The organism is Bacteroides sp. AR29, from assembly GCF_900217715.1.
Taxonomy (GTDB): domain Bacteria; phylum Bacteroidota; class Bacteroidia; order Bacteroidales; family Bacteroidaceae; genus Bacteroides; species Bacteroides uniformis.
The window spans coordinates 101,299-122,101 of the sequence record NZ_OBMS01000012.1 but is presented as its reverse complement, the minus strand read 5'-3'; the positions used below and the strand labels follow the sequence as shown (position 1 = coordinate 122,101).

The 20,803-nt window shown below is 47.2% G+C and carries 19 protein-coding genes; 12 read left to right on the top strand and 7 right to left on the bottom strand.

The window, feature by feature from the left end:
- The coding region (locus CSD97_RS09935) for a helix-turn-helix domain-containing protein (protein ID WP_143272417.1) at positions 1 to 137 on the bottom strand (137 nt) is incomplete at its 3' end.
- A 299-nt stretch (positions 138 to 436) separates the two neighbouring features.
- Positions 437 to 1,624, bottom strand: a complete 1,188-nt coding sequence (locus tag CSD97_RS09930; RefSeq protein WP_022402410.1) for an aminotransferase class I/II-fold pyridoxal phosphate-dependent enzyme — start codon at positions 1,622 to 1,624, stop codon at positions 437 to 439.
- Positions 1,625 to 1,831: 207 nt separating this feature from the next.
- Between CSD97_RS09930 and CSD97_RS09920 the strand changes: the two genes are divergently transcribed.
- From CSD97_RS09920 to CSD97_RS09910, 3 genes are all read left to right on the top strand, one after another.
- A complete protein-coding gene (locus CSD97_RS09920; protein ID WP_005827827.1) occupies positions 1,832 to 2,875 on the top strand; it encodes a diacylglycerol kinase family protein in 1,044 nt (347 codons plus the stop codon).
- A 131-nt stretch (positions 2,876 to 3,006) separates the two neighbouring features.
- On the top strand, positions 3,007 to 4,764 hold the full coding sequence (aspS, locus tag CSD97_RS09915; RefSeq protein ID WP_009038388.1) for an aspartate--tRNA ligase: 1,758 nt from the start codon (positions 3,007 to 3,009) through the stop codon (positions 4,762 to 4,764).
- A gap of 21 nt (positions 4,765 to 4,785) precedes the next feature.
- Positions 4,786 to 5,166 (top strand): GtrA family protein, encoded by a 381-nt coding sequence (locus tag CSD97_RS09910; protein WP_005827823.1) that lies wholly within the window; start codon positions 4,786 to 4,788, stop codon positions 5,164 to 5,166.
- Between the two features lie 26 nt (positions 5,167 to 5,192).
- On the opposite strand, the gene CSD97_RS09905 is transcribed toward CSD97_RS09910, so the two are convergent.
- The 3 genes from CSD97_RS09905 to CSD97_RS09895 all read right to left on the bottom strand — a co-directional run bounded on the left by CSD97_RS09905 (position 5,193) and on the right by CSD97_RS09895 (position 7,911).
- Positions 5,193 to 6,080: a carbon-nitrogen hydrolase gene (locus CSD97_RS09905; protein ID WP_005827821.1), complete on the bottom strand. Its 888-nt coding sequence runs from the start codon at positions 6,078 to 6,080 to the stop codon at positions 5,193 to 5,195.
- A gap of 40 nt (positions 6,081 to 6,120) precedes the next feature.
- On the bottom strand, positions 6,121 to 7,236 hold the full coding sequence (locus tag CSD97_RS09900) for an agmatine deiminase family protein (RefSeq protein ID WP_005837171.1): 1,116 nt from the start codon (positions 7,234 to 7,236) through the stop codon (positions 6,121 to 6,123).
- A gap of 138 nt (positions 7,237 to 7,374) precedes the next feature.
- A complete protein-coding gene (locus CSD97_RS09895) occupies positions 7,375 to 7,911 on the bottom strand; it encodes a DUF2148 domain-containing protein (protein WP_098032343.1) in 537 nt (178 codons plus the stop codon).
- Between the two features lie 92 nt (positions 7,912 to 8,003).
- On the opposite strand from CSD97_RS09895, the gene CSD97_RS09890 reads away from it, so the two are divergent.
- Complete coding sequence (locus CSD97_RS09890) at positions 8,004 to 8,627, top strand: ATP-binding cassette domain-containing protein (protein WP_005827815.1); 624 nt, start codon at positions 8,004 to 8,006, stop codon at positions 8,625 to 8,627.
- Between the two features lie 11 nt (positions 8,628 to 8,638).
- Entirely contained in the window at positions 8,639 to 9,448 is an 810-nt protein-coding gene (locus tag CSD97_RS09885) for an ABC transporter permease (RefSeq protein ID WP_005827813.1), read from the top strand.
- 2 nt (positions 9,449 to 9,450) lie between these two features.
- Here CSD97_RS09885 and CSD97_RS09880 read toward each other — a convergent pair whose 3' ends face one another.
- Positions 9,451 to 9,861: a DUF4891 domain-containing protein gene (locus CSD97_RS09880; protein WP_009038384.1), complete on the bottom strand. Its 411-nt coding sequence runs from the start codon at positions 9,859 to 9,861 to the stop codon at positions 9,451 to 9,453.
- 24 nt (positions 9,862 to 9,885) lie between these two features.
- On the bottom strand, positions 9,886 to 10,662 hold the full coding sequence (locus CSD97_RS09875) for a DUF4377 domain-containing protein (protein ID WP_098032342.1): 777 nt from the start codon (positions 10,660 to 10,662) through the stop codon (positions 9,886 to 9,888).
- 188 nt (positions 10,663 to 10,850) lie between these two features.
- Between CSD97_RS09875 and CSD97_RS09870 the strand changes: the two genes are divergently transcribed.
- The 7 genes from CSD97_RS09870 (at position 10,851) to CSD97_RS09840 (ending at position 20,705) form a co-directional block, all read left to right on the top strand.
- On the top strand, positions 10,851 to 11,945 hold the full coding sequence (locus CSD97_RS09870) for a Nif3-like dinuclear metal center hexameric protein (RefSeq protein WP_005827806.1): 1,095 nt from the start codon (positions 10,851 to 10,853) through the stop codon (positions 11,943 to 11,945).
- A gap of 5 nt (positions 11,946 to 11,950) precedes the next feature.
- Complete coding sequence (locus CSD97_RS09865) at positions 11,951 to 12,790, top strand: C4-type zinc ribbon domain-containing protein (RefSeq protein ID WP_005827804.1); 840 nt, start codon at positions 11,951 to 11,953, stop codon at positions 12,788 to 12,790.
- Between the two features lie 145 nt (positions 12,791 to 12,935).
- Positions 12,936 to 14,102 carry a PCMD domain-containing protein gene (locus CSD97_RS09860; protein ID WP_098032341.1) on the top strand — a complete coding sequence of 389 codons (1,167 nt, stop codon included), beginning with the start codon at positions 12,936 to 12,938 and terminating at the stop codon, positions 14,100 to 14,102.
- Between the two features lie 25 nt (positions 14,103 to 14,127).
- Entirely contained in the window at positions 14,128 to 14,910 is a 783-nt protein-coding gene (locus tag CSD97_RS09855; protein ID WP_098032345.1) for a porin family protein, read from the top strand.
- Positions 14,911 to 15,003: 93 nt separating this feature from the next.
- A complete protein-coding gene (locus CSD97_RS09850; protein ID WP_098032340.1) occupies positions 15,004 to 16,437 on the top strand; it encodes an efflux transporter outer membrane subunit in 1,434 nt (477 codons plus the stop codon).
- Between the two features lie 25 nt (positions 16,438 to 16,462).
- On the top strand, positions 16,463 to 17,566 hold the full coding sequence (locus CSD97_RS09845; protein ID WP_098032339.1) for an efflux RND transporter periplasmic adaptor subunit: 1,104 nt from the start codon (positions 16,463 to 16,465) through the stop codon (positions 17,564 to 17,566).
- Positions 17,567 to 17,591: 25 nt separating this feature from the next.
- On the top strand, positions 17,592 to 20,705 hold the full coding sequence (locus CSD97_RS09840; RefSeq protein ID WP_098032338.1) for a multidrug efflux RND transporter permease subunit: 3,114 nt from the start codon (positions 17,592 to 17,594) through the stop codon (positions 20,703 to 20,705).
- Positions 20,706 to 20,803: the final 98 nt, after the last annotated feature.

Below are 20,803 nucleotides of genomic sequence, written 5' to 3'. Positions count from 1 at the left end.
ATCGGTATACCACACTCTTGAAACAGGCGCACATATCTGCGCACCGTGTTGCGGGAAAGCTCAAAGCTCCTGCTTATCTGCTTTATCCCCATCCCCAATGCGTAACATTGGAGGATGTTTGCTATCTTTGTTGTCATAGTAGAAATGATTTTATCCCACCGGTCAAGACGGGAATCAAATCTACGAAAAATCCCCTGCCGGGCATTGCCAAGCAGGGGTATTTTTATATTGGAATCAAGGGGGTAGGATTATTTTAGCACAAGGGGGCAGAATCGCTTGGTTTTAGGGGGCAGCTTACACTGGATTTTCCAGCAATGATGAAGAAGTTCTTTTTCATATACTTTACGATTTAATCTTAACCCTATTCCGTTTCGTATTAAACAAAAAGCCGCCTAATCATTATTAAACGGCTTTCCTAATATCTGTTTGAATCAGTTTACTTGATAATATCCAGTGCCTTGAAGCATTTGGTCAACTTCTCTACAGCGTAATCCACTTGTTCTACGGTGTGGGTAGCCATCAACGCTACGCGCACCAGCGTATCTTGTGGGGCACACGCGGGCGGAATAACCGGGTTGATGAAGATACCTTCGTCAAAAGCCAGCTTCGTTACTATAAATGTCTTCTCTGTATCACGCACATAGAGAGGAATGATAGGAGATTCTGTCTCACCGATTTCGAAGCCTGCATCGCGGAACTTCTTCAAAGCATAGTTAGTGATGTCCCACAGACGTTGGATGCGTTCAGGTTCGGACTTGATGATGTGAAGCGCCTCGCGAGCTGCAGCCGTAGCAGCAGGTGTGCTACTTGCCTGGAATATATAGGAACGGGCATTGTGGCGCAGCCAATTGATTACCGCCTTGTCTCCAGCCACAAAACCGCCGATAGAAGCCAACGACTTGCTGAATGTACCCATAATCAGGTCTACATCTTCGGTAACACCGAAATGATCGCAAACGCCACGGCCTTGTTTTCCGAATACTCCCAAGCCGTGAGCTTCGTCCACATAAATGCTGGCATTGTATTTCTTCTTCAGGCGGACAATCTCAGGCAGATTGGCCAAGTCACCTTCCATGGAAAATACTCCATCCACAACAATCAGCTTTACAGCATCCGGTTCGCATTTCTGGAGTTCTTTTTCCAAAGCCTCCATATCGTTATGCTTGTACTTCAACTGAGTGGCAAATGCAAGACGGCGGCCATCTACAATGGAAGCGTGGTCACGGTCATCACAAATAATATAATCCCCACGGCCTACAACGGCAGGAATAATACCTTCGTTTACAGTAAATCCGGTAGAAAAACAGAGTGCTTCATCTTTTCCTACGAATTCAGCCAATTCCTTCTCCAGTTCAACATGTATATCGAGTGTTCCGTTCAGAAAGCGGGAACCTGCACAACCGGTGCCATATTTTTCTGTGGCAGCTATCGAGGCATCAATGATACGCTTGTCATATGTCAGTCCCATATATGCATTAGAGCCGAACATCAGAACCTTTTTACCATCCATCATTACCTCTGTATCCTGATGGCTGTTAATTGTGCGGAAATAAGGATATACGCCTTTTGCCATAAACTGCTGCGGCAGGTCGTATTTCGCAAATTTGTCTTGTAGTAAACCCATGAAATATCTTTTATATAATGAATATTTAATTCTATTAAATACAAGTCTTAAAAAACAGGGGGCAAAGATAGCAAAATATGTCGGTATATGTTCTATTTACATTAAAAAAACTACTTATACTTATTTTAAAAAGAATTATGTGGTTAATTTTTCAGATATTTATATTACTTTTGCCAGTTGGAAAACCTGCATAGCAACAACCCTTGCATGAACGAAAACAAGAAGAAAATAGCATTCATCATAAACCCCATATCCGGCACTCAGAGTAAGGAGCAGATACTGAAGTGGCTCGATGAAAAACTGGATAAGGAAAGGTATGCACAAGAAGTGATTTATACCGAACGGGCAGGCCATGCCGTAGAGATAGCGGCACAGAAGGCACAAGAAGATGCACATGCCGTCATCGCCATAGGAGGAGACGGCACCATCAATGAGATAGCCCGCTCACTGGTACATACAAAAACCGCTTTGGGCATCATTCCCTGCGGTTCCGGCAACGGACTTGCCCGCCATCTGCAGATTCCGATGGAGCCGAAAAAGGCCATCGACATCATCAATGACGGACTGATAGACATCATTGACTACGGAAAAATCAACGATGTGCCTTTCTTCTGCACCTGCGGCGTGGGATTCGACGCATTTGTAAGCCTGCAATTCTCCAAGGCGGGAAGGAGAGGACCACTCACTTATCTGGAAAAGACTCTGCTCGAAAGCCTGAAGTACCGTCCGGAAACCTATGAACTGGAAATGGACGGCAGCACCCTGCGATACAAGGCGTTCCTGATAGCCTGCGGAAACGCATCGCAATATGGAAACAATGCGTATATTGCCCCACAAGCCACCTTGAACGACGGACTGCTGGACGTCACCATACTCGAGCCGTTCACTGTGCTCGATGTACCGTCGCTCTCTTTCCAGCTCTTCAACAAGACCATTGACCAGAACAGCCGGATTAAGACGTTCCGTTGCCAGACACTCCGTATTCACCGTTCTAAACCGGGGGTAGTCCACTTTGACGGCGACCCGATGATGATGGGAGAGAATGTAGATGTAAAGATTATGAAGAAAGGACTGCAGGTCATTGTTCCCCGGGATGCGGAAAAAGACACTTCGAATGTCTTGCAGCGGGCACAAGACTATATCAACGGACTGAAACAAATTAATGATGCTTTTGTGGAAGACATCGCCCATAAAAACAAGATGATACTGGATAAAGGCAAAAGGCAATTCAAGAAACTGACAAAAATGTAATGTTGTAAAAAAGGTACTAAAGGAGTTTCTGAAAATAACTTTCCCCTTTTGATGCGCCATATAATATGTTTTATGTATTTTTGCATGTTCAAAATAGTAAATAAGTAAATCGTCAAACAGTAAATAAAAAGATGTATAGATCACACACCTGCGGAGAACTCCGTATCTCCGATGTTAACAAGCAAGTGACGCTGGCAGGTTGGGTACAGCGCAGCCGTAAGATGGGAGGCATGACTTTCATTGACCTCCGCGACCGTTACGGAATTACCCAATTAGTGTTCAACGAAGAGGTGAATGCCGAACTTTGCGAGCGTGCCAACCGCTTGGGCCGTGAATTCGTAATCCAGGTTAAGGGTACCGTCAACGAACGTTTCAGCAAAAACCAGCATATCCCGACGGGAGACATTGAAATCATCGTATCGGAACTGGATGTTCTGAACTCATCGCTGACCCCTCCCTTCACCATCGAGGAAAATACGGACGGTGGCGACGATATCCGCATGAAGTACCGTTATCTAGACCTGCGCCGTGCCAATGTACGCAGCAATCTGGAGCTTCGCCATAAAATGACAATTGAAGTACGCAAATACCTGGACAGCCAGGGATTCATCGAAGTGGAAACTCCGATTCTGGTAGGCTCCACGCCCGAAGGTGCACGCGATTTCGTCGTTCCATCACGCATGAACCCGGGACAATTCTATGCCTTGCCTCAAAGCCCGCAGACACTGAAACAGTTGTTGATGGTTTCCGGTTTCGACCGTTACTTCCAGATAGCCAAATGCTTCCGTGACGAAGACCTGCGTGCCGACCGCCAGCCGGAATTCACACAGATTGACTGCGAAATGTCTTTTGTGGAGCAGGATGACGTCATCAACCTCTTCGAAGGCATGGCCAAATATCTGTTCAAGGAAATCCGTGGCGTAGAGATGAACGAGCCGTTCATGCGCATGCCATGGGCAGACGCCATGAAATATTACGGCAGCGACAAGCCCGACCTCCGTTTCGGCATGAAGTTCGTGGAACTGATGGACATCATGAAGGGACACGGATTCCCGGTATTCGACAATGCCGCCTACATCGGCGGTATCTGCGCAGAAGGCGCCGCACACTATACACGCAAACAGCTGGATGCACTGACCGAATTCGTGAAAAGACCGCAAATCGGTGCCAAAGGTATGGTATACGCGCGCGTAGAGGCAGACGGCAACGTAAAATCAAGTGTCGACAAGTTCTATGCGCAGGAAGTATTGCAGGAAATGAAGGCTGCTTTCAACGCCAAGCCGGGTGACCTGATTCTGATTCTGAGCGGTGACGACGCCATGAAGACCCGCAAGCAACTGAACGAGTTGCGCCTTGAAATGGGTAACCAACTGGGATTGCGCGACAAGAACAAGTTCGTCTGCCTTTGGGTGGTTGACTTCCCGATGTTTGAGTGGAGCGATGAAGAAGGCCGCCTGATGGCTATGCACCACCCGTTCACCCATCCGAAAGACGAAGATATTCCTTTGCTGGATACAGACCCGGCAGCTGTCCGTGCAGATGCATACGACATGGTGTGCAACGGTATTGAAGTGGGTGGAGGTTCCATCCGTATCCACGATGCACAGTTGCAGGCCAAAATGTTCGAGATTCTCGGATTCACTCCCGAGAAGGCTCAGGAGCAGTTCGGCTTCCTGATGAATGCCTTCAAATACGGTGCACCTCCTCACGGTGGTCTGGCATACGGTCTGGACCGTTGGGTCAGCATCTTCGCAGGTCTCGACAGTATCCGCGACTGCATTGCATTCCCCAAAAACAACAGTGGACGCGATGTAATGCTGGATGCACCTTCGGCTATTGACCAGAAGCAGCTGGACGAACTGAATCTGACTGTTGAAGTGAAAGAGTAAAAGCAGATACAGAGTAGGAGAGTGAAAGAGTCTGCACGCATTTTTCGTTTTGCGGTAATCGGCACGCTGAATGCCTTGATTATGGCTGTTACCGTTTGGGTAATGATGGACGAACTGGACATCAACTATATGCTCTCCAATGTAACCGCATATATACTTGCACAGATACACAACTTCATCTGGTGCAAGTATTGGATATTCCCTACAGAAAAAAAGAGCAACACTTGGCGACAAGTGCTGCTCTTTTCTATAGCTTTCGGAATGGCTTACGGAGCGCAATTCCTTTTCCTCATAGGGCTGGTGGAGGGACTGGACTGCAACGAATACCTTGCCCAGTTCCTGGGATTATTCATCTACGGAAGTGTCAATTTCCTGATGAACAAACGGGTGACATTCCGTTAGTTCTCCCCCAGAGATCCCCGTCGTTATCAGTCAAGAAATCGTTTTGTCAATCCGGCATAGGCATCAATTCTGCGGTCGCGCAGGAAAGGCCACCAACGGCGTACATTTTCCGAACGTTCCAAGTCCACCTCTACAACGATATTTTCCGGCCGTTCGTTTCCTGCTTGGGCCAGGAACTCGCCTTGCGGTCCGGCCACAAAACTATTTCCCCAAAACAAGATACCATTGGTCTGCATGGAAGGATCCGGCTCATGTCCCACACGGTTCACTGAAACAACCGGCAAGCCGTTGGCCACAGCATGTCCACGCTGGGAGATAATCCAAGCATTGAGCTGACGCGCCTTTTCATCATCCGTATCACTGCTTTCCCAACCGATAGCCGTAGGATATATCAGTATTTCAGCTCCCTTCAGCGCCATCAGACGTGCTGCTTCCGGATACCATTGGTCCCAGCACACCAAAACTCCCAATTTGCCCAAAGATGTCTGAATAGGTTCGAAGCCTATATCACCGGGAGTAAAATAGAATTTCTCATAATAGGCGGGGTCATCAGGAATATGCATCTTCCGGTATTTCCCGGCAATGCTGCCGTCACGTTCAAAAACAACCGCTGTGTTATGATACAATCCGGGAGCGCGTTTCTCGAACAGAGAAGTGACCAGCACAATATCGTTGGCAGCAGCCAACTCTGAATAGAATCCCGTAGAAGGACCGGGAATCGGTTCTGCCAAGTCGAACAACTGCGTGTTTTCCGTCTGACAGAAATACAGAGAGTTATGCAGCTCCTGCAAAACAACCAATTGAGCCCCATGCGCCGCACATGCCTCTATACTTTTGGCCAAATTCATTAAATTAGTCCTGAGGTCCTTGGTATTGGCCTGCTGGATAATACCTACTTTTATTTTTCTTGTCATCTTATTCTATGGTTTATTGTTTTACTATGTATAATCGACATTACTTCAACACCCCTACGGGATATTGCATGGTAACACAATGCAAAGAGCCGTGTTGCTTAATCAAAGCACGGCAATCTATCCCGATAATTTCATAACCGGGAAAAGCCTCCCGCAACACTTCCCCCGCGCGGGCATCATTCTCCGGCTGGCGATAGGTGGGGTAAAGCACTGCATCATTCAGAATCAAGAAATTAGCGTAAGTGGCAGGAAGCCGTTCCCCTTCCTCTTCTATCTTATCGGCCATGGGCAAAGCCAGCAAACGGTAAGGTTCCCCCTTCAACGTACGGAAAGTCTTCAGTTGCTCCTCCATGCGATGCAGTTCTTCGTAATGCTCATCATCCGCATCCTTGCATTGTACATAGGCTATCGTGTCGGCAGGGCAGAAACGGGCCAGCGTGTCTATATGACTGTCCGTATCGTCACCTGCCAAATAACCGTGGTCCAGCCAAAGAACACGTTGCAGGTGAAAAACGGAACGAAGATATTCCTCAATTTCCACCCGGTTCATCTGTCCGTTCCGGTTAGGCGAAAGCAGGCATTCGGAGGTGGTGAGCAACGTACCCATGCCGTCACTTTCGATGGAACCGCCTTCAAGGACAAACCCCAAGCGATTTACATACTTTCCTTTCATCACTTCCGACTCCACCGCACGACGCGTAATCAAATTATCCTTATCGGATGCAAACTTCAATCCCCACCCGTTGAACTTAAAGTCGAGCAGAGATACACCGTCAGCATCCAGTAGGGTGATGGCTCCATGGTCGCGTGCCCAAGTATCATTCGTCTCACACTTCAGGAAACGGACATTTTCCATATTCACCCTGCCGAGAATCTGTTTCTTCACCTCATCCGGTTCTGGGGTTACAATCAGCAATGTCTCCCGGGCGGCTATTTCGTGGGCAATGGCTACAAAACATTCCTGCACTTCGTCCAACATATAGGTCCAGTCTGTACCCGCATGGGGCCATGTAAGCTGTATGCCGCTTTGCAAAGCCCATTCGGCAGGCAAGTGGGGAGCACGTGTCTCTACCTGAAAAGTCATATTCTTGCCAAAACGCACCTGACAGTCCTTCTCTGCGGCACCACCCAGCGGCAGTCCTACAAAATATCCCATATTATTTATCTTTTCTAATTCGTTACTTTTTAAGTTAGCAGAGAGAGGGAGAATAAACCTTAGGTTTAGAATTGCCAAACCTCTACTTCAGACTTCTAAACCTCTACTCTATGATTGTAAACCTCTACTCGTCAATTATCACTTATCTTCCTTCGGTTTCCGGTCGAAGAACGGATTCTTGGAGGATGCACTCACCGGAATGGCAAAGACTGTCTTGCATTCTTTCAGCCAATCCAAACGCTGGGCGGCAAGTCCGGCAGAAAACATCACACGGGTATCCACCCTCAAATCGGCAGCCATGGCACAAGCCGAACCTACAGCTATCCCTACATCCACCGTATTCAAAGCACAAGGTACTCCCTCCGGACGACCGGCACAAGTGGGAAAACCGCAGTGTCCGCAATTCAAACTTTGCGTCTGCTCGCGCGTACCTATTATAATTACACATTCAGCCTGCAAAATGTTGTCCGCATCACGGAGAAAGAACTTCATACCGTGCTCTTCAACCATAGCGACCATCTTTTCAGACAGCTTCTTAATGTCTTCACCCGTAACCAGCGCAGCTTCAATCACATCAATACCTTTTCCTTTCGGTGCCGTGCGCGCAGCAGTCAGCATTTGCCTTGCCACGTCAAGCACATGTTCGTGGCGGCAATCCCGTTCATTCTGTATCATAGTCTTTCTTTCCTGAATTAATTAGTGCGTCAAAGATAGCACAAATATTTTTTTGCACTATCTTTGCGATACAGAAAGATTAAAGGAACACCATGCTGCAAATAGAAAATGCCAGTATCGCCTACGGCAACGATATACTTTTCTCGGGTTTCAACCTGCAATTGGAAAGGGGAGAGATAGCCAGTATCTCCGGCCCTTCGGGATGCGGAAAGTCGTCACTGCTGAATGCCATACTTGGATTTACTCCGTTAAAAGAAGGACGCATCGTCTTGAACGGCATTCTGCTGGATAAAGGAAACGTCGACGTTGTCCGTAAGCAGACTGCATGGATTCCACAAGAACTGGCATTGCCGCTGGAATGGGTAAAGGACATGGTACAATTGCCCTTCGGTTTAAAGGCAAACCGGGGTACACCCTTTTCTGAAACCCGTTTATTTGCATGTTTCGAGGATTTGGGTCTGGAACAAGAGTTATATTACAAACGGGTGAACGAAATATCCGGAGGCCAACGCCAACGGATGATGATAGCCGTAGCCTCAATGATTGGCAAACCACTGACCATTGTCGATGAACCGACTTCCGCTCTCGACTCCGGTTCCGCGGAAAAAGTACTCTCTTTCTTCCGCAGGCAGACAGAAAATGGAAGTGCCATACTGACCGTATCCCATGACAAAAGATTCGCCAACGGATGTGACCGACATATAATCATGAAATAACATACACACTATTGGGAACCATAGATATATCATACCTCAGCCTGGGCATCGGATTATTGCTATTATTAATACCGCTGTTTTACATCTGGAAGTTCAAGACCGGACTGTTGCGCGCTACTGTGATAGGTACAGCACGCATGATTGTCCAGTTGTTCTTCATCGGCATATACTTGAACTACCTCTTTTTATGGGATAACCCGTGGATAAACTTTCTATGGGTAATTGTCATGATATTTGTAGCATCGCAGACGGCATTGGCACGAACACAATTGAAGAGGAAGATTCTGCTCCTGCCCATATCCGCAGGTTTCTTATGCAGTGTAGTATGTGTAGGCTTGTACTTTATCGGAATAGTACTGAGAGTGGAAAACGTATTCAGCGCCCGGTATTTCATCCCTATTTTCGGCATACTGATGGGCAACATGCTATCCAGTAACGTCATAGCCCTCAACACCTATTATAGTGGACTGAAACGGGAACAACAGCTTTACCGGTATCTTCTCGGCAATGGTGCTACAAAAGCGGAAGCACAGGCACCTTTCATCCGCCAAGCCATCATCAAATCCTTCAGTCCGCTGATTGCCAATATATCCGTGATGGGGCTGGTTGCTTTTCCGGGAACCATGATTGGCCAGATATTGGGTGGCAGCAGCCCGAATGTGGCCATCAAATATCAGATGATGATTATGGTCATCACCTTTACCGCCTCCATGCTGTCACTGATGATTACAATCTCTCTGGCTTCCCGCAAGTCGTTCGATGCCTACGGCAAGCTACTGCCGGTGATGGTAGAGAAGAAGGGAAAAAAGGAGCATAAATAACTTCAACGGTGGTGGGCATCCAGTTTTCCGGGGAGATAGCGTAGCTGCACATATTGTACGCCCGGTTTCACAAAGCCGCTGTCCAACATCACTTTCTTTACACGGAATTCTTCAAGCCTATACTGCAGGTAACTTTTGATGCGTTGACTTTGCGGCTTGGTATATGCCAGCAGATTAACTTTTCCCAGCGAATCAATCTCTACCCTTGCCTTGACGGTGCGTAGAGAAAGAGGACCGTCTTTTTTCTTAGCCTGATAATCTTTATCCTTGTCTACCCAAAAGATAGCCGTAGCCTTGGGAGTAGTATCTACCGGCTCCTCCATATCCTCAGATACATCTTTACCGGAACGGTTCGTATCCTGACAAGACAATAACGATAAAAGGAAAAGAAACAAAACAAGTAATGTTTTCATAATAAAGGAGAATAATGTGTCCAACTAATCAAACGTACCCGATGAAGCATATATTATCGGATATATAAAATGTTCTTCACCTTCCGTTTGCGGTTGTTCAAACAATTGTTTGTAGATAGGTTCCGGCTCTGTTTCAGAGAAAAAATCTGCATCAGCAGGATAAATACCATAATACCACCAGGGAGTTCCTTCCATATTATAAGGCTCAATACCCTCGATTACAAACTTATATAATCCAACTGTATCACCATCTTTTATAATGCTTGTATAGGTTCCATAATTGGTCCCCATATTATATCTCAATCCTTTTAAAGGAGCATATTCTTCTTCAGTAAACTCGCCTGCTACATATTTTTTTCTTTTGCATGCAAAAGGAATCTCATATTTTCCTCCATCAGGAGAAAGAATAAAAGGATTGGGTCCATCAACCTCTATTGTATATTCATATTCTACTCCGAATTTTGATAACACCTCGACCAGTTCGTATGCAATATTACTGGCATCGGCGGGAGGGTTGAGCAAAGTTGTTTTTTTCACCAATAAGGTGTATTCATACCCCTTGCTATAATCAAACCCGGCAATTCCTAAAAAGTCCAACGCTTCATATTCATTTTTACCTTCCTCCTTTACCAACATACAATCAATGAAATGATCACTTCCCCAAGGCTGGTAAGTGCCAATCTCGGAAGAGACCTTCATTTTAATGTTTTCTACATTGTCTTGTGGAGTATCACTGTTACAAGAGGTCACACCAATTATAATCAAGAGCGATAAAATTCCGAATAGTTTTTTAGTTTTCATAGATTTAGTTTTATAATAATCGCTCGCAAAGATAGTCTTTTTCGTGATAAAACATTTTTCGATAAGAGTTTTTGTTGGAAGAAAACCGTCTATTACTCAAATTTGTTACTGATATTTTATAAAAAGAATAAAAAACATTCTCAATCCATTGCTTTTTACTATATTTGCAACCAAATTTTCTGTTCACAATGAAAATTAAGGAATTAGTAAGCGCCCTTGAACGGTTCGCGCCTCTGCCATTGCAAGACGGATTTGATAATGCCGGCCTGCAAATCGGATTGACAGATGCGGAAGCAACAGGGGCTTTGTTGTGTCTTGACGTTACTGAAGCTGTACTGGATGAAGCCATTGCATTGGGATATAATGTGGTTATATCACATCACCCTCTCATTTTCAAAGGGTATAAATCCATCACGGGCAGGGATTATGTGGAACGTTGTATCTTGAAAGCCATCAAGAATGACATCGTTGTTTATGCTGCGCACACTAACCTGGATAATGCACCGGGAGGAGTGAACTTCAAGATTGCCGAGAAAATCGGTTTGAAGAATGTCCGTATCCTGGAAGCCAAGGAAAATGCGCTGGTAAAGCTGACCACATTTGTACCGACCGCCCAAGCGGAAGACGTGAGGAAAGCCTTGTTCGACGCTGGATGCGGCAATATCGGCAACTATGATTTGTGCAGTTATAACATGGAAGGCGAGGGGACATTCCGAGCCCGGGAAGGTGCCACCCCATACTGTGGAGCGATAGGGGAGCTGCATACCGAACGTGAAGTACGTATTGAGACAATCATACCCGCCTACAAAAAAGCGGCAACTGTCAAGGCACTGCTTGCGGCACATCCATATGAAGAACCGGTCTATGATATTTATCCCTTGCAAAACTCATGGCCACAAGCCGGAGCCGGTGTCATTGGCGAATTGGAAGTACCGGAGACAGAACTTGAATTCCTGAAACGGATAAAGAAAACCTTCGAAGTAGGGTGTCTCAGACATAACAAACTCCTCGGGCGGGAAATACAGACTGTTGCATTATGTGGCGGCGCCGGCGCTTTCCTAATGCCGCTTGCCATCCGCAACCGTGCAGATGTCTTTATCACCGGCGAGATAAAATACCATGACTATTTCGGACATGATACCGATATATTATTGGCTGAAATAGGGCATTATGAAAGTGAGCAATATACGAAAGAAATATTTTATACAATAATCCGGGATTTGTTTCCTCATTTTGAGGTTCAGATGACCAAAGTGAATACAAACCCCATAAAATACATGTAAGTAAAATGGCTAAAGAAGCAAAAAAAGATCCTCAGGAATTAACCGTAGAACAGAAGTTGAAAGCTTTGTTCCAATTGCAGACAATGCTGTCCAAAATCGATGAAATCAAGACGTTGAGAGGTGAACTTCCACTGGAAGTACAGGACTTGGAAGACGAAATAGCCGGTCTGAGTACCCGTATAGACAGAATCAAGGCAGAAGTTGCCGAGTTGAAATCCTCCATTGCAGGAAAGAAAGTTGAAATTGAAACCGCAAAGGCTTCTGTAGCTAAATATAAAGACCAGCAGGACAACGTACGCAACAACCGCGAATATGACTTCTTAAGCAAGGAAATCGAATTCCAGACATTGGAAATCGAACTCTGCGAAAAGCGTATCAAGGAATTTGCCGCACAAGAGGAAGAAAAATCTCAGGAAGTAGCAGAAAGCACTGCTGCTCTGGAAGAAAGACAAAAAGACCTCGACGTAAAGAAGAGCGAACTGGACGAAATCATCTCCGAGACCAAGCAAGAGGAAGAGAAGCTGAGAGACAAAGCCAAAGAACTGGAAACAAAGATTGAACCCCGTCTGCTTCAGTCCTTCAAACGTATCCGTAAGAATTCACGCAATGGACTGGGTATTGTATACGTACAGCGTGATGCTTGCGGTGGTTGCTTCAACAAGATTCCGCCCCAGAGACAATTGGACATCCGCTCACGCAAGAAAATTATCGTTTGCGAATATTGTGGCCGTATCATGATTGACCCGGAATTAGCAGGTATAACTCCCGAACAGAAAGTGGAAGTTGTAAAGGAAAAGCCAGTAAGAGCCAAAAGAAAAATCGTACATATCGGCTCAGATAATTAAAAATAGAACATTTTCTATATATAAAACGGCAATAGTAAAGCACCTATTGCCGTTTTTTTGTTAAATAAGCTCATAAAAACCTGCTATTAGAGAAAAAAGAAGTAGTTTTGTTGCTTGAAAAATTAATAGAATTAAATTAAAAAGCATGAGACTAAACAAATTATTCATACTCTATTCACTTTTCGGAATATTGATGGCATCGTGCATAAAAGATGAAGCACCCAATGCTGAAGCTGATATAACAGGCATCTCTTTTGAAGAAGATGTACTGGCAAGCGCTCGTTTCAATTTAAATCCGTCTTACAATGATAATCTGCAGGCCTACCCCATATTAGTAAAAGTAAAAGAGGGCACTCCTTTAAACAAACTATCCCCCCTGTTTGAGTTGACGCCGGGCGCTACCATTAGTCCGGAAAGTGGTAGTGAACACGATTTCTCTGACGGAAAAAGGGTAAAGTATACCGTAACTTCCGAGAACAAGGCTTGGCAGCGAGTATATTCCATCGGTGTACGCGAACAATCGGTATCAGACATCCCAAATGAATTCCATTTTGAAGACATACGACTTATCAATGGAATTAACCCCAAATACAAATATCAGGAGTTCTATGAAGAACAAGACGGATTGGAACTGACATGGGCCAGTGGAAATGAAGGATTCAACTGGGCAGCCAGTTCATCAGCTACTGAAAATTACCCTACGTCACAATATGACAATGGTAAAAACGGAAAGTGTGCCAAATTAGAAACTCGGCTTACCGGCTCTCTGGGAGCAATGGTAGGTATGCCGATAGCTGCCGGAAATTTGTTTATCGGTGAGTTTGATATGACGAATGCTCTCACCAGCCCATTGAAAGCCACACATTTCGGCACTCCTTTCTGTTATAAGCCCTCACGTCTAAAAGGTTGGTACAAGTACAAAGCCGGTGAACGTTTTTATGAAAACGGCGGATACACCGACCGTAAAGATGTGATGAACATCTATGCAATCTTTTATGAAGGCGAAAGTTACAACGAAGCAGGAGAAGTTACGGAAGTAATATTGGATGGAAATCTGCCAAACCAGAACTATGAACATCCCAGTATGGTAGCTTTAGCTCTAATATCCAATCCCCACGAAACCGATGATTGGGAAGCTTTCGACATTCCTTTTGACTATCAGAGATATGGAAAAGAAATAGATGAAACCAAACTGGCAAAAGGAAAATATAAACTAAGTATCATTTTTGCATCCAGCAAGGACGGGGCAACTTTTGAAGGTGCGCCCGGAAGTACCCTTTTAGTGGATGACGTGGAACTGATTTTCGAATAAGAACCATATAGAATTGGAATACAACATGATAAAGAAAATATTAGCATTCATCGCATTGGTAGGTTGTATGCAAACTGCCATATACGCTCAAGAGAATCAGAATCGTACGCTTATAAACGCTGCCCTGCACGGATGGGAATATGAGATAAGAGCCGGTGTCAGCATCGGTGGTACTTCTCCGCTTCCATTGCCCGTAGAAATACGGAGTATCGATGCCTACAATCCTACTTTAGCTCTTATGCTGGAAGGAAATGCCATCAAGTGGTTGGGAAAAACTAAAAAATGGGGAGTAATAACCGGTGTAAGACTGGAAACCAAAAATATGATTACCAAAGCGACAGTAAAGAACTATGGCATGGAAATCATAGGAAATGACGGTAACCGCTTGAAAGGTAACTGGACGGGAGGAGTAAAAACCAAAGTACGCAATGCCTACATTACTGTCCCCGTACTTGGAGCATATAAAGTCAACTCACGATTGCGAGCCAAAGCAGGTGCATATGTATCCTACCTGATGGATGAGGAATTCTCCGGATATGTATATGAAGGTTATCTGCGTGAAGGTAATCCTACCGGAAAGAAAGTCAACTTCTCCGACGGTGCCATTGCCACTTACGACTTTTCGGATGATTTGCGCAAGTTTGCCTGGGGCGTGCAAGCTGGTGTAGACTGGCGTGCCTTCAAACATCTGAGTGTATTTGCCGACCTTACATGGGGATTGAATGATATTTTCAAGAAAGATTTCAATACAATTACCTTTGCCATGTATCCCATCTACTTGAATGTGGGTTTCGGGTATGCCTTCTAAGATACTCGGGTATACCGAGTAAATACTCATAAACAAATAAAGGTTTAGGTTGTTATCAATCCCATAAAAAGATAACCACCTAAACCTTTATTTATGAATATAAAAGTTTGGAGCACTGCGTTGCTCATATTATGCCTATGTCCTGCGGCTATGGCACAGAAAGCCAACCGCTATCTTGAGAAACCACTCCCACAAGGCTGGGGAAAGGACGCCTCCCATGCCATTCCCGGAGATGACAATCTGTTCAGCGGACAGATACCACCCATTGACGACAAGTGGTGGAAAGCATTCGATGACCCGATGCTGGATTCACTGATTACAGTAGCCTCCACTCAAAACTATTCCGTACTTTCTGCCATGGACCGTATGGATATGGCCAAAGCCAACCTGCGGATAGAACGCGGCGGCTTTTTCCCTTCCATCTCATTGGACGGAGGATGGGCACGGCAGCAAAGCAGCAGCAATGTCAACGCACTTCCGCAATCCATTACCGGTGCATACAGCACCTCGCTCAACGCCAGTTGGGAACTGGACGTATTCGGAAGTATCCGCCAACGGGTAAAGGCACAGCGGGAAACCTTCATGACAAGCAAGGAGGAATATACCTCCGTCATGATTTCCCTCTGTGCCCAGATAGCCTCTGCCTACATCGGACTCCGCGAACTGCAGCAAGAACTAAGTGTAGTGACCCACAATTGCCATACCCAGGCAGCCGTACTCAACATCACCGAAGTACGCTACAAAACCGGACTGGTATCCAAGCTGGACGTCTCGCAAGCCAAATCCGTATATTACAGTACCAAAGCCTCCATCCCACAACTGGAGGCAGGCATCAATCAATACATCACGACACTCGCAATCTTACTCGGTACTTACCCCCAGCATATCCGCCCCATATTGGAGAAGCCCGGCAAACTGCCCGACTATATGGAACCCATAGGCATCGGTATTCCTGCCGACCTGCTGCTCCGCCGCCCCGATATACGGCAAGCCGAACGCCAAGTCAACGCGCAGGCGGCAACACTTGGCGCATCCCAAAGTGACTGGCTGCCGCAAGTGTTCCTGAAAGGTTCCATCGGCTATTCCTCCCATGACTTGAAGGACTTGACTAAACGGAACAGTATGACATTTGAAATTGCTCCAAGCATCAGCTGGACCTTATTCAGCGGTACCAAACTGGTGAACGCTACCCGTCTGGCACGTGCCCAGCTCGATGAATCCATTCACCAGTTCAACCAGACAGTGCTTACCGCCGTGCAGGAAACAGATAATGCCATGAACTCCTACCGCAACTCCATCCAACAGATTGTTGCCATGCGCGAAGTATGCAACCAGGGAGAAGAAACGCTAAAGCTCTCCCTCGATTTGTACAAACAAGGGCTTACTCCCTTCCAGAACGTACTGGACGCACTACGCTCACTCCTGACATACGAAAATCAACTGGTGCAGGCACAAGGCAGCTCCTTGCTGCATCTGATAGCCTTATACCAGGCATTGGGAGGCGGATATGAAATGAATCAGAAATAAGAATATAAACTAAACCGAACCGTATATGAAAAATCAAATGTACATCACCCTGCTCATCCTGCCATTGCTGGCAACGGGATGCGGGGGAAGGAAAGAAACGGCACAAACGATGCCCATTCCCGAGATAAGCGTGGCCCGTCCGACAGTGCAGAACATCACGCTGACAAAAGAATATCCGGGCTACCTGACTTCTGAAAAGACCGTAGACCTGGTAGGCAGAGTCAGCGGAACCTTACAGACCATCTCTTACGCTCCCGGCAGCCGGGTACGCCAGGGACAAGTGCTTTTTGTCATCGAACCGACAGTCTATCAAGACAATGTGCGGCAGGCAGAAGCAGAACTCAACACTGCCCGCGCCAACCTGGAATACGCCCAAAACAACTACACACGTATGCAGGAGGCCGTGAAAAGCGATGCTGTAAGCCGTATACAAGTGCTGCAAGCACAATCCGACGTGGCAACCTCGCAGGCTGCAGTGAGCAATGCGGAAGCAGCCCTGAACACGGCACGCACCAATCTGAGCTACTGCACCGTCCGTGCCCCCTTCGACGGCACCGTAAGCCGTAACCTGGTGGATGCCGGAGGCTATGTAGGCGGCAGCGTGCAGCCCGTCACACTGGCAACCATCTACAAAGACGACCATTTGTACACGTACTTCAATGTAGCAGACAACCAATGGCTCTCCATGCTGATGCAGCAAGGGGACAGCATTCCCCGGCAAGTAACCGTCAGCCTGGGCAAAGACGGGCTTCTCACTTATCCTGCACAACTGGATTATCTTTCGCCCAACGTAGACTTGAACACCGGAACTCTGAACATCCGCGCCCGTCTCGACAATCCTAAAGGACTTCTGAAAAGCGGCCTCTACGTCAGCATCATCTTGCCCTACGGAGAGCAACAGCAGGCCATCCTGCTGCCGGATGCCTCCATCGGCACCGACCAGCTGGGGAAATACATATACGTAGTCAACGATTCGAATATAGTGCGCTACCGCCATATAGAAACCGGACAACTGATAGGGGACAGCCTACGCCAGATAAGGGCAGGCATCACTCCCCGGGAACGCTACGTCACCAAAGCGCTGATGAAGGTAAGGGATGGAATGAAAGTACATCCCATCGACAACTAATATGAATTGATTAATACCAAAGCCTATGTTTTCAAAATTCTTCATAGACCGTCCTATCTTTGCTACCGTATTGGCGCTGCTCATCGTCGTAGCAGGACTGGTCACACTGGGTATCCTGCCCATTGCCCAATATCCGGACATCACACCACCCACCGTGCAGGTCAGTGCCGTATATCCCGGAGCCAATGCGCAGACGGTAGCACAAACCGTCGGCATTCCCATCGAGCAGCAAGTCAACGGAGTGGACGGAATGCTTTATATGTCCTCCAACTCCAGCTCATCGGGCGCTTACTCGCTTACCATTACTTTTGCCGTAGGCACGGACATTGATATGGCTACCGTACAAGTTCAGAACCGGGTCAGCGTGGCCCAGTCGTCACTGCCTACTCCCGTTGTGGTACAAGGTGTCACGGTGCAGAAACAGTCATCGAACATCGTGATGTTCCTCACGATGACGTCGGACAGCAAAGACTACGACGGACTTTACCTCAGCAACTATGCCAAGCTGAATCTTGTGGACCAACTGACGCGTGTGCCCGGTGTGGGTGCCGTCAATGTGATGGGAGCAGGGGACTACTCCATGCGTATCTGGCTCGACCCTGCCGCCATGCGCATCCGCTATCTTTCGCCGGCCGATGTATACCAAGCCATCCAATCACAGAATGTGGAAGTCAGCGCAGGTAACGTAGGGCAACCCATCGGCACAGACAATAAAAATGCCTATCAATACAGCCTGACCGTAAAAGGGCGCCTTACCTCGCCCGAAGAGTTCGGCAACATCATCCTGCGTACCGAAGCCGGAGGGAAGATACTCCGTCTGCGCGACGTGGCGCACATCGACCTAGGCTCGGCCTCTTACAGCGTAGTATCCCAACTGGACGGGAAACCCACCGCTGCCATCGCTATCTATCAGCAACCTGGCAGCAACTCGCTGGACGTTTCCAAAGGAGTAAAGGCAAAAATGCAGGAACTCTCGCAAAATTTCCCTGCAGGCATACAATACAATGTAACCCTGGACACTACGGATGTCATTCATACTTCCATAGACGAAGTGATGGTGACGTTCCTTGAAACAACCCTGCTGGTAGTTCTCGTCATCTTCCTGTTCCTGCAGAACTGGCGGGCGGTCGTCATTCCCTGCATCACTATTCCGGTATCACTCATCGGCACACTGGCCGTCATGTCCTTGTTCGGCTTCTCCATCAATACGCTGACACTATTCGGACTGATACTTGCCGTGGCCATCGTGGTGGATGATGCCATTGTGGTGGTGGAGAACTCCACGCGTCTGCTGGACACGGGGCGCTACACCTCCCGCCAGGCTGTGACCGAAGCGATGGGAGAGATTACCGGACCCATTGTCGGGGTAGTGCTGGTGCTGCTTGCCGTATTTATCCCGACAACACTCGTCAGCGGCATATCAGGACAACTGTATAAACAGTTTGCCTTGACCATTGCAGCCAGCACCGTACTTAGCGGATTCAACTCACTGACCCTTACTCCGGCACTCTGTGCCTTGATGCTGCAACCTACCCGGCCTTCCAAAAATCCCCTATATCGGGGGTTCAACCATCTGTACGACAAGACACAAGGAGTCTACGACCGGATAGTGGAGTACCTGCTCCAACGCCCTGTCGCTTCCATCGTTTCATATGCGGTTTTCACATTGATTGCTGTCCTGCTGTTTGTCAAATGGCCGTCCACATTTGTTCCGGAAGAAGATGACGGCTATTTCCTCGCAGTGGTACAGCTTCCCCCTGCATCGAGCCTGGAGCGCACCCAAGCCGTAGGAAAGCAGATAAATAAGATTCTCGATTCTTACCCCGAAATAAAGGACTACATCGGCATATCCGGCTTCTCCGTGATGGGAGGTGGAGAGCAAAGCAATGCGGCCACTTACTTCATCGTACTGAAAAACTGGAATGAACGCAAGGGAAAGGAACATACGGCTGAAGCCGTAGTACAGCGCTTCAATATGGAAGTATATGGCATCCAGGAAGCAGAGATATTTGCCATGGTCCCGCCTGCCATCCCCGGACTGGGAGCTACCGGAGGCCTGCAACTCCAATTGGAAGACCGCCACAACCTCGGCGCCACCGAGATGCAGCGTGCTGTAGAGACCTTGATGGAGCATTACCGCAATTATCCGGCACTGGCATCGGTCAGCAGCCAGTACCAAGCCAATGTACCGCAATATTTTTTGAATATAGACCGCGACAAGGTACAGTTGATGGGTATCCCGCTGAACAGTGTATTCACCGCCTTGGGTTACTATATGGGGGAGGCCTACGTCAACGACTATGTACAGTTCGGACACATCTACCAAGTGAAATTGGGGGCGGGCGACCGTGCCCAGCGTGTCATCGACGATGTTCTGAAATTGAGCGTTCCCAATGCATCGGGAGAAATGGTACCTTTCTCTTCCTTCACCCGGGTGGAAGAGCAGTTAGGCATGGACCAGATAAACAGATATAACATGTACTCCACAGCAGCCGTGACCTGCAATGTGGCTCCGGGCAGTAGTTCGGGAGAGGGTATCCGGCAAATGGAAAGTCTAATCAAAGAGCATCTCGGAGACGAGTTTGGCTATGAATGGACTTCGGTAGCCTATCAGGAGACGCAGGCGGGAACCACGACGACTGTCGTATTCGTCATGGCACTGCTGGTTGCCTTCCTTGTACTCGCCGCACAATACGAAAGCTGGACCAGTCCGGTAGCTGCCGTAATGGGACTTCCGGTTGCACTGCTCGGTGCCATGCTGGGATGCTATGTCATGGGGACTCCGGTCAGCATCTACACACAAATTGGAATCATTCTGCTTGTCGCCTTGTCTGCCAAAAACGGTATTCTGATTGTGGAGTTTGCACGTGACTTTCGTGCACAAGGCAATTCAATCCGCGATGCGGCATTCCAGGCCGGACATATCCGCCTGCGACCTATTCTGATGACATCGCTTGCATTCGTATTCGGGGTTATGCCGCTGCTTTTTGCAACCGGAGCAGGGGCGGGAAGCCGTATTGCACTGGGAGCCGCCGTAGTGTTCGGTATGGCACTGAATACCTTGCTTGCCACGGTCTATATTCCTAATTTCTACGAATTGATGCAGAAGTTGCAAGAGAAGTTCAGTAAGAAACAATAGGGAGGATGAGCTACAAGTTATGGATTATGGTTATAAGCTATCACACTTATAGCCCATAATCCATAACTCATTTTAGCAACTTGCTGCTAAAAGTTGTA

Bases quoted from the DNA above. Each gene is read 5' to 3' on its own strand.
- CSD97_RS09930 (WP_022402410.1), bottom strand. From the start codon at position 1,624: ATGGGTTTACTACAAGACAAATTTGCGAAATACGACCTGCCGCAGCAG.
- CSD97_RS09920 (WP_005827827.1), top strand. From the start codon at position 1,832: ATGAACGAAAACAAGAAGAAAATAGCATTCATCATAAACCCCATATCC.
- aspS (WP_009038388.1), top strand. From the start codon at position 3,007: ATGTATAGATCACACACCTGCGGAGAACTCCGTATCTCCGATGTTAAC.
- CSD97_RS09905 (WP_005827821.1), bottom strand. From the start codon at position 6,080: ATGACAAGAAAAATAAAAGTAGGTATTATCCAGCAGGCCAATACCAAG.
- CSD97_RS09900 (WP_005837171.1), bottom strand. From the start codon at position 7,236: ATGGGATATTTTGTAGGACTGCCGCTGGGTGGTGCCGCAGAGAAGGAC.
- CSD97_RS09895 (WP_098032343.1), bottom strand. From the start codon at position 7,911: ATGATACAGAATGAACGGGATTGCCGCCACGAACATGTGCTTGACGTG.
- CSD97_RS09890 (WP_005827815.1), top strand. From the start codon at position 8,004: ATGCTGCAAATAGAAAATGCCAGTATCGCCTACGGCAACGATATACTT.
- CSD97_RS09880 (WP_009038384.1), bottom strand. From the start codon at position 9,861: ATGAAAACATTACTTGTTTTGTTTCTTTTCCTTTTATCGTTATTGTCT.
- CSD97_RS09875 (WP_098032342.1), bottom strand. From the start codon at position 10,662: ATGAAAACTAAAAAACTATTCGGAATTTTATCGCTCTTGATTATAATT.
- CSD97_RS09870 (WP_005827806.1), top strand. From the start codon at position 10,851: ATGAAAATTAAGGAATTAGTAAGCGCCCTTGAACGGTTCGCGCCTCTG.
- CSD97_RS09865 (WP_005827804.1), top strand. From the start codon at position 11,951: ATGGCTAAAGAAGCAAAAAAAGATCCTCAGGAATTAACCGTAGAACAG.
- CSD97_RS09860 (WP_098032341.1), top strand. From the start codon at position 12,936: ATGAGACTAAACAAATTATTCATACTCTATTCACTTTTCGGAATATTG.
- CSD97_RS09855 (WP_098032345.1), top strand. From the start codon at position 14,128: ATGATAAAGAAAATATTAGCATTCATCGCATTGGTAGGTTGTATGCAA.
- CSD97_RS09850 (WP_098032340.1), top strand. From the start codon at position 15,004: ATGAATATAAAAGTTTGGAGCACTGCGTTGCTCATATTATGCCTATGT.
- CSD97_RS09845 (WP_098032339.1), top strand. From the start codon at position 16,463: ATGAAAAATCAAATGTACATCACCCTGCTCATCCTGCCATTGCTGGCA.
- CSD97_RS09840 (WP_098032338.1), top strand. From the start codon at position 17,592: ATGTTTTCAAAATTCTTCATAGACCGTCCTATCTTTGCTACCGTATTG.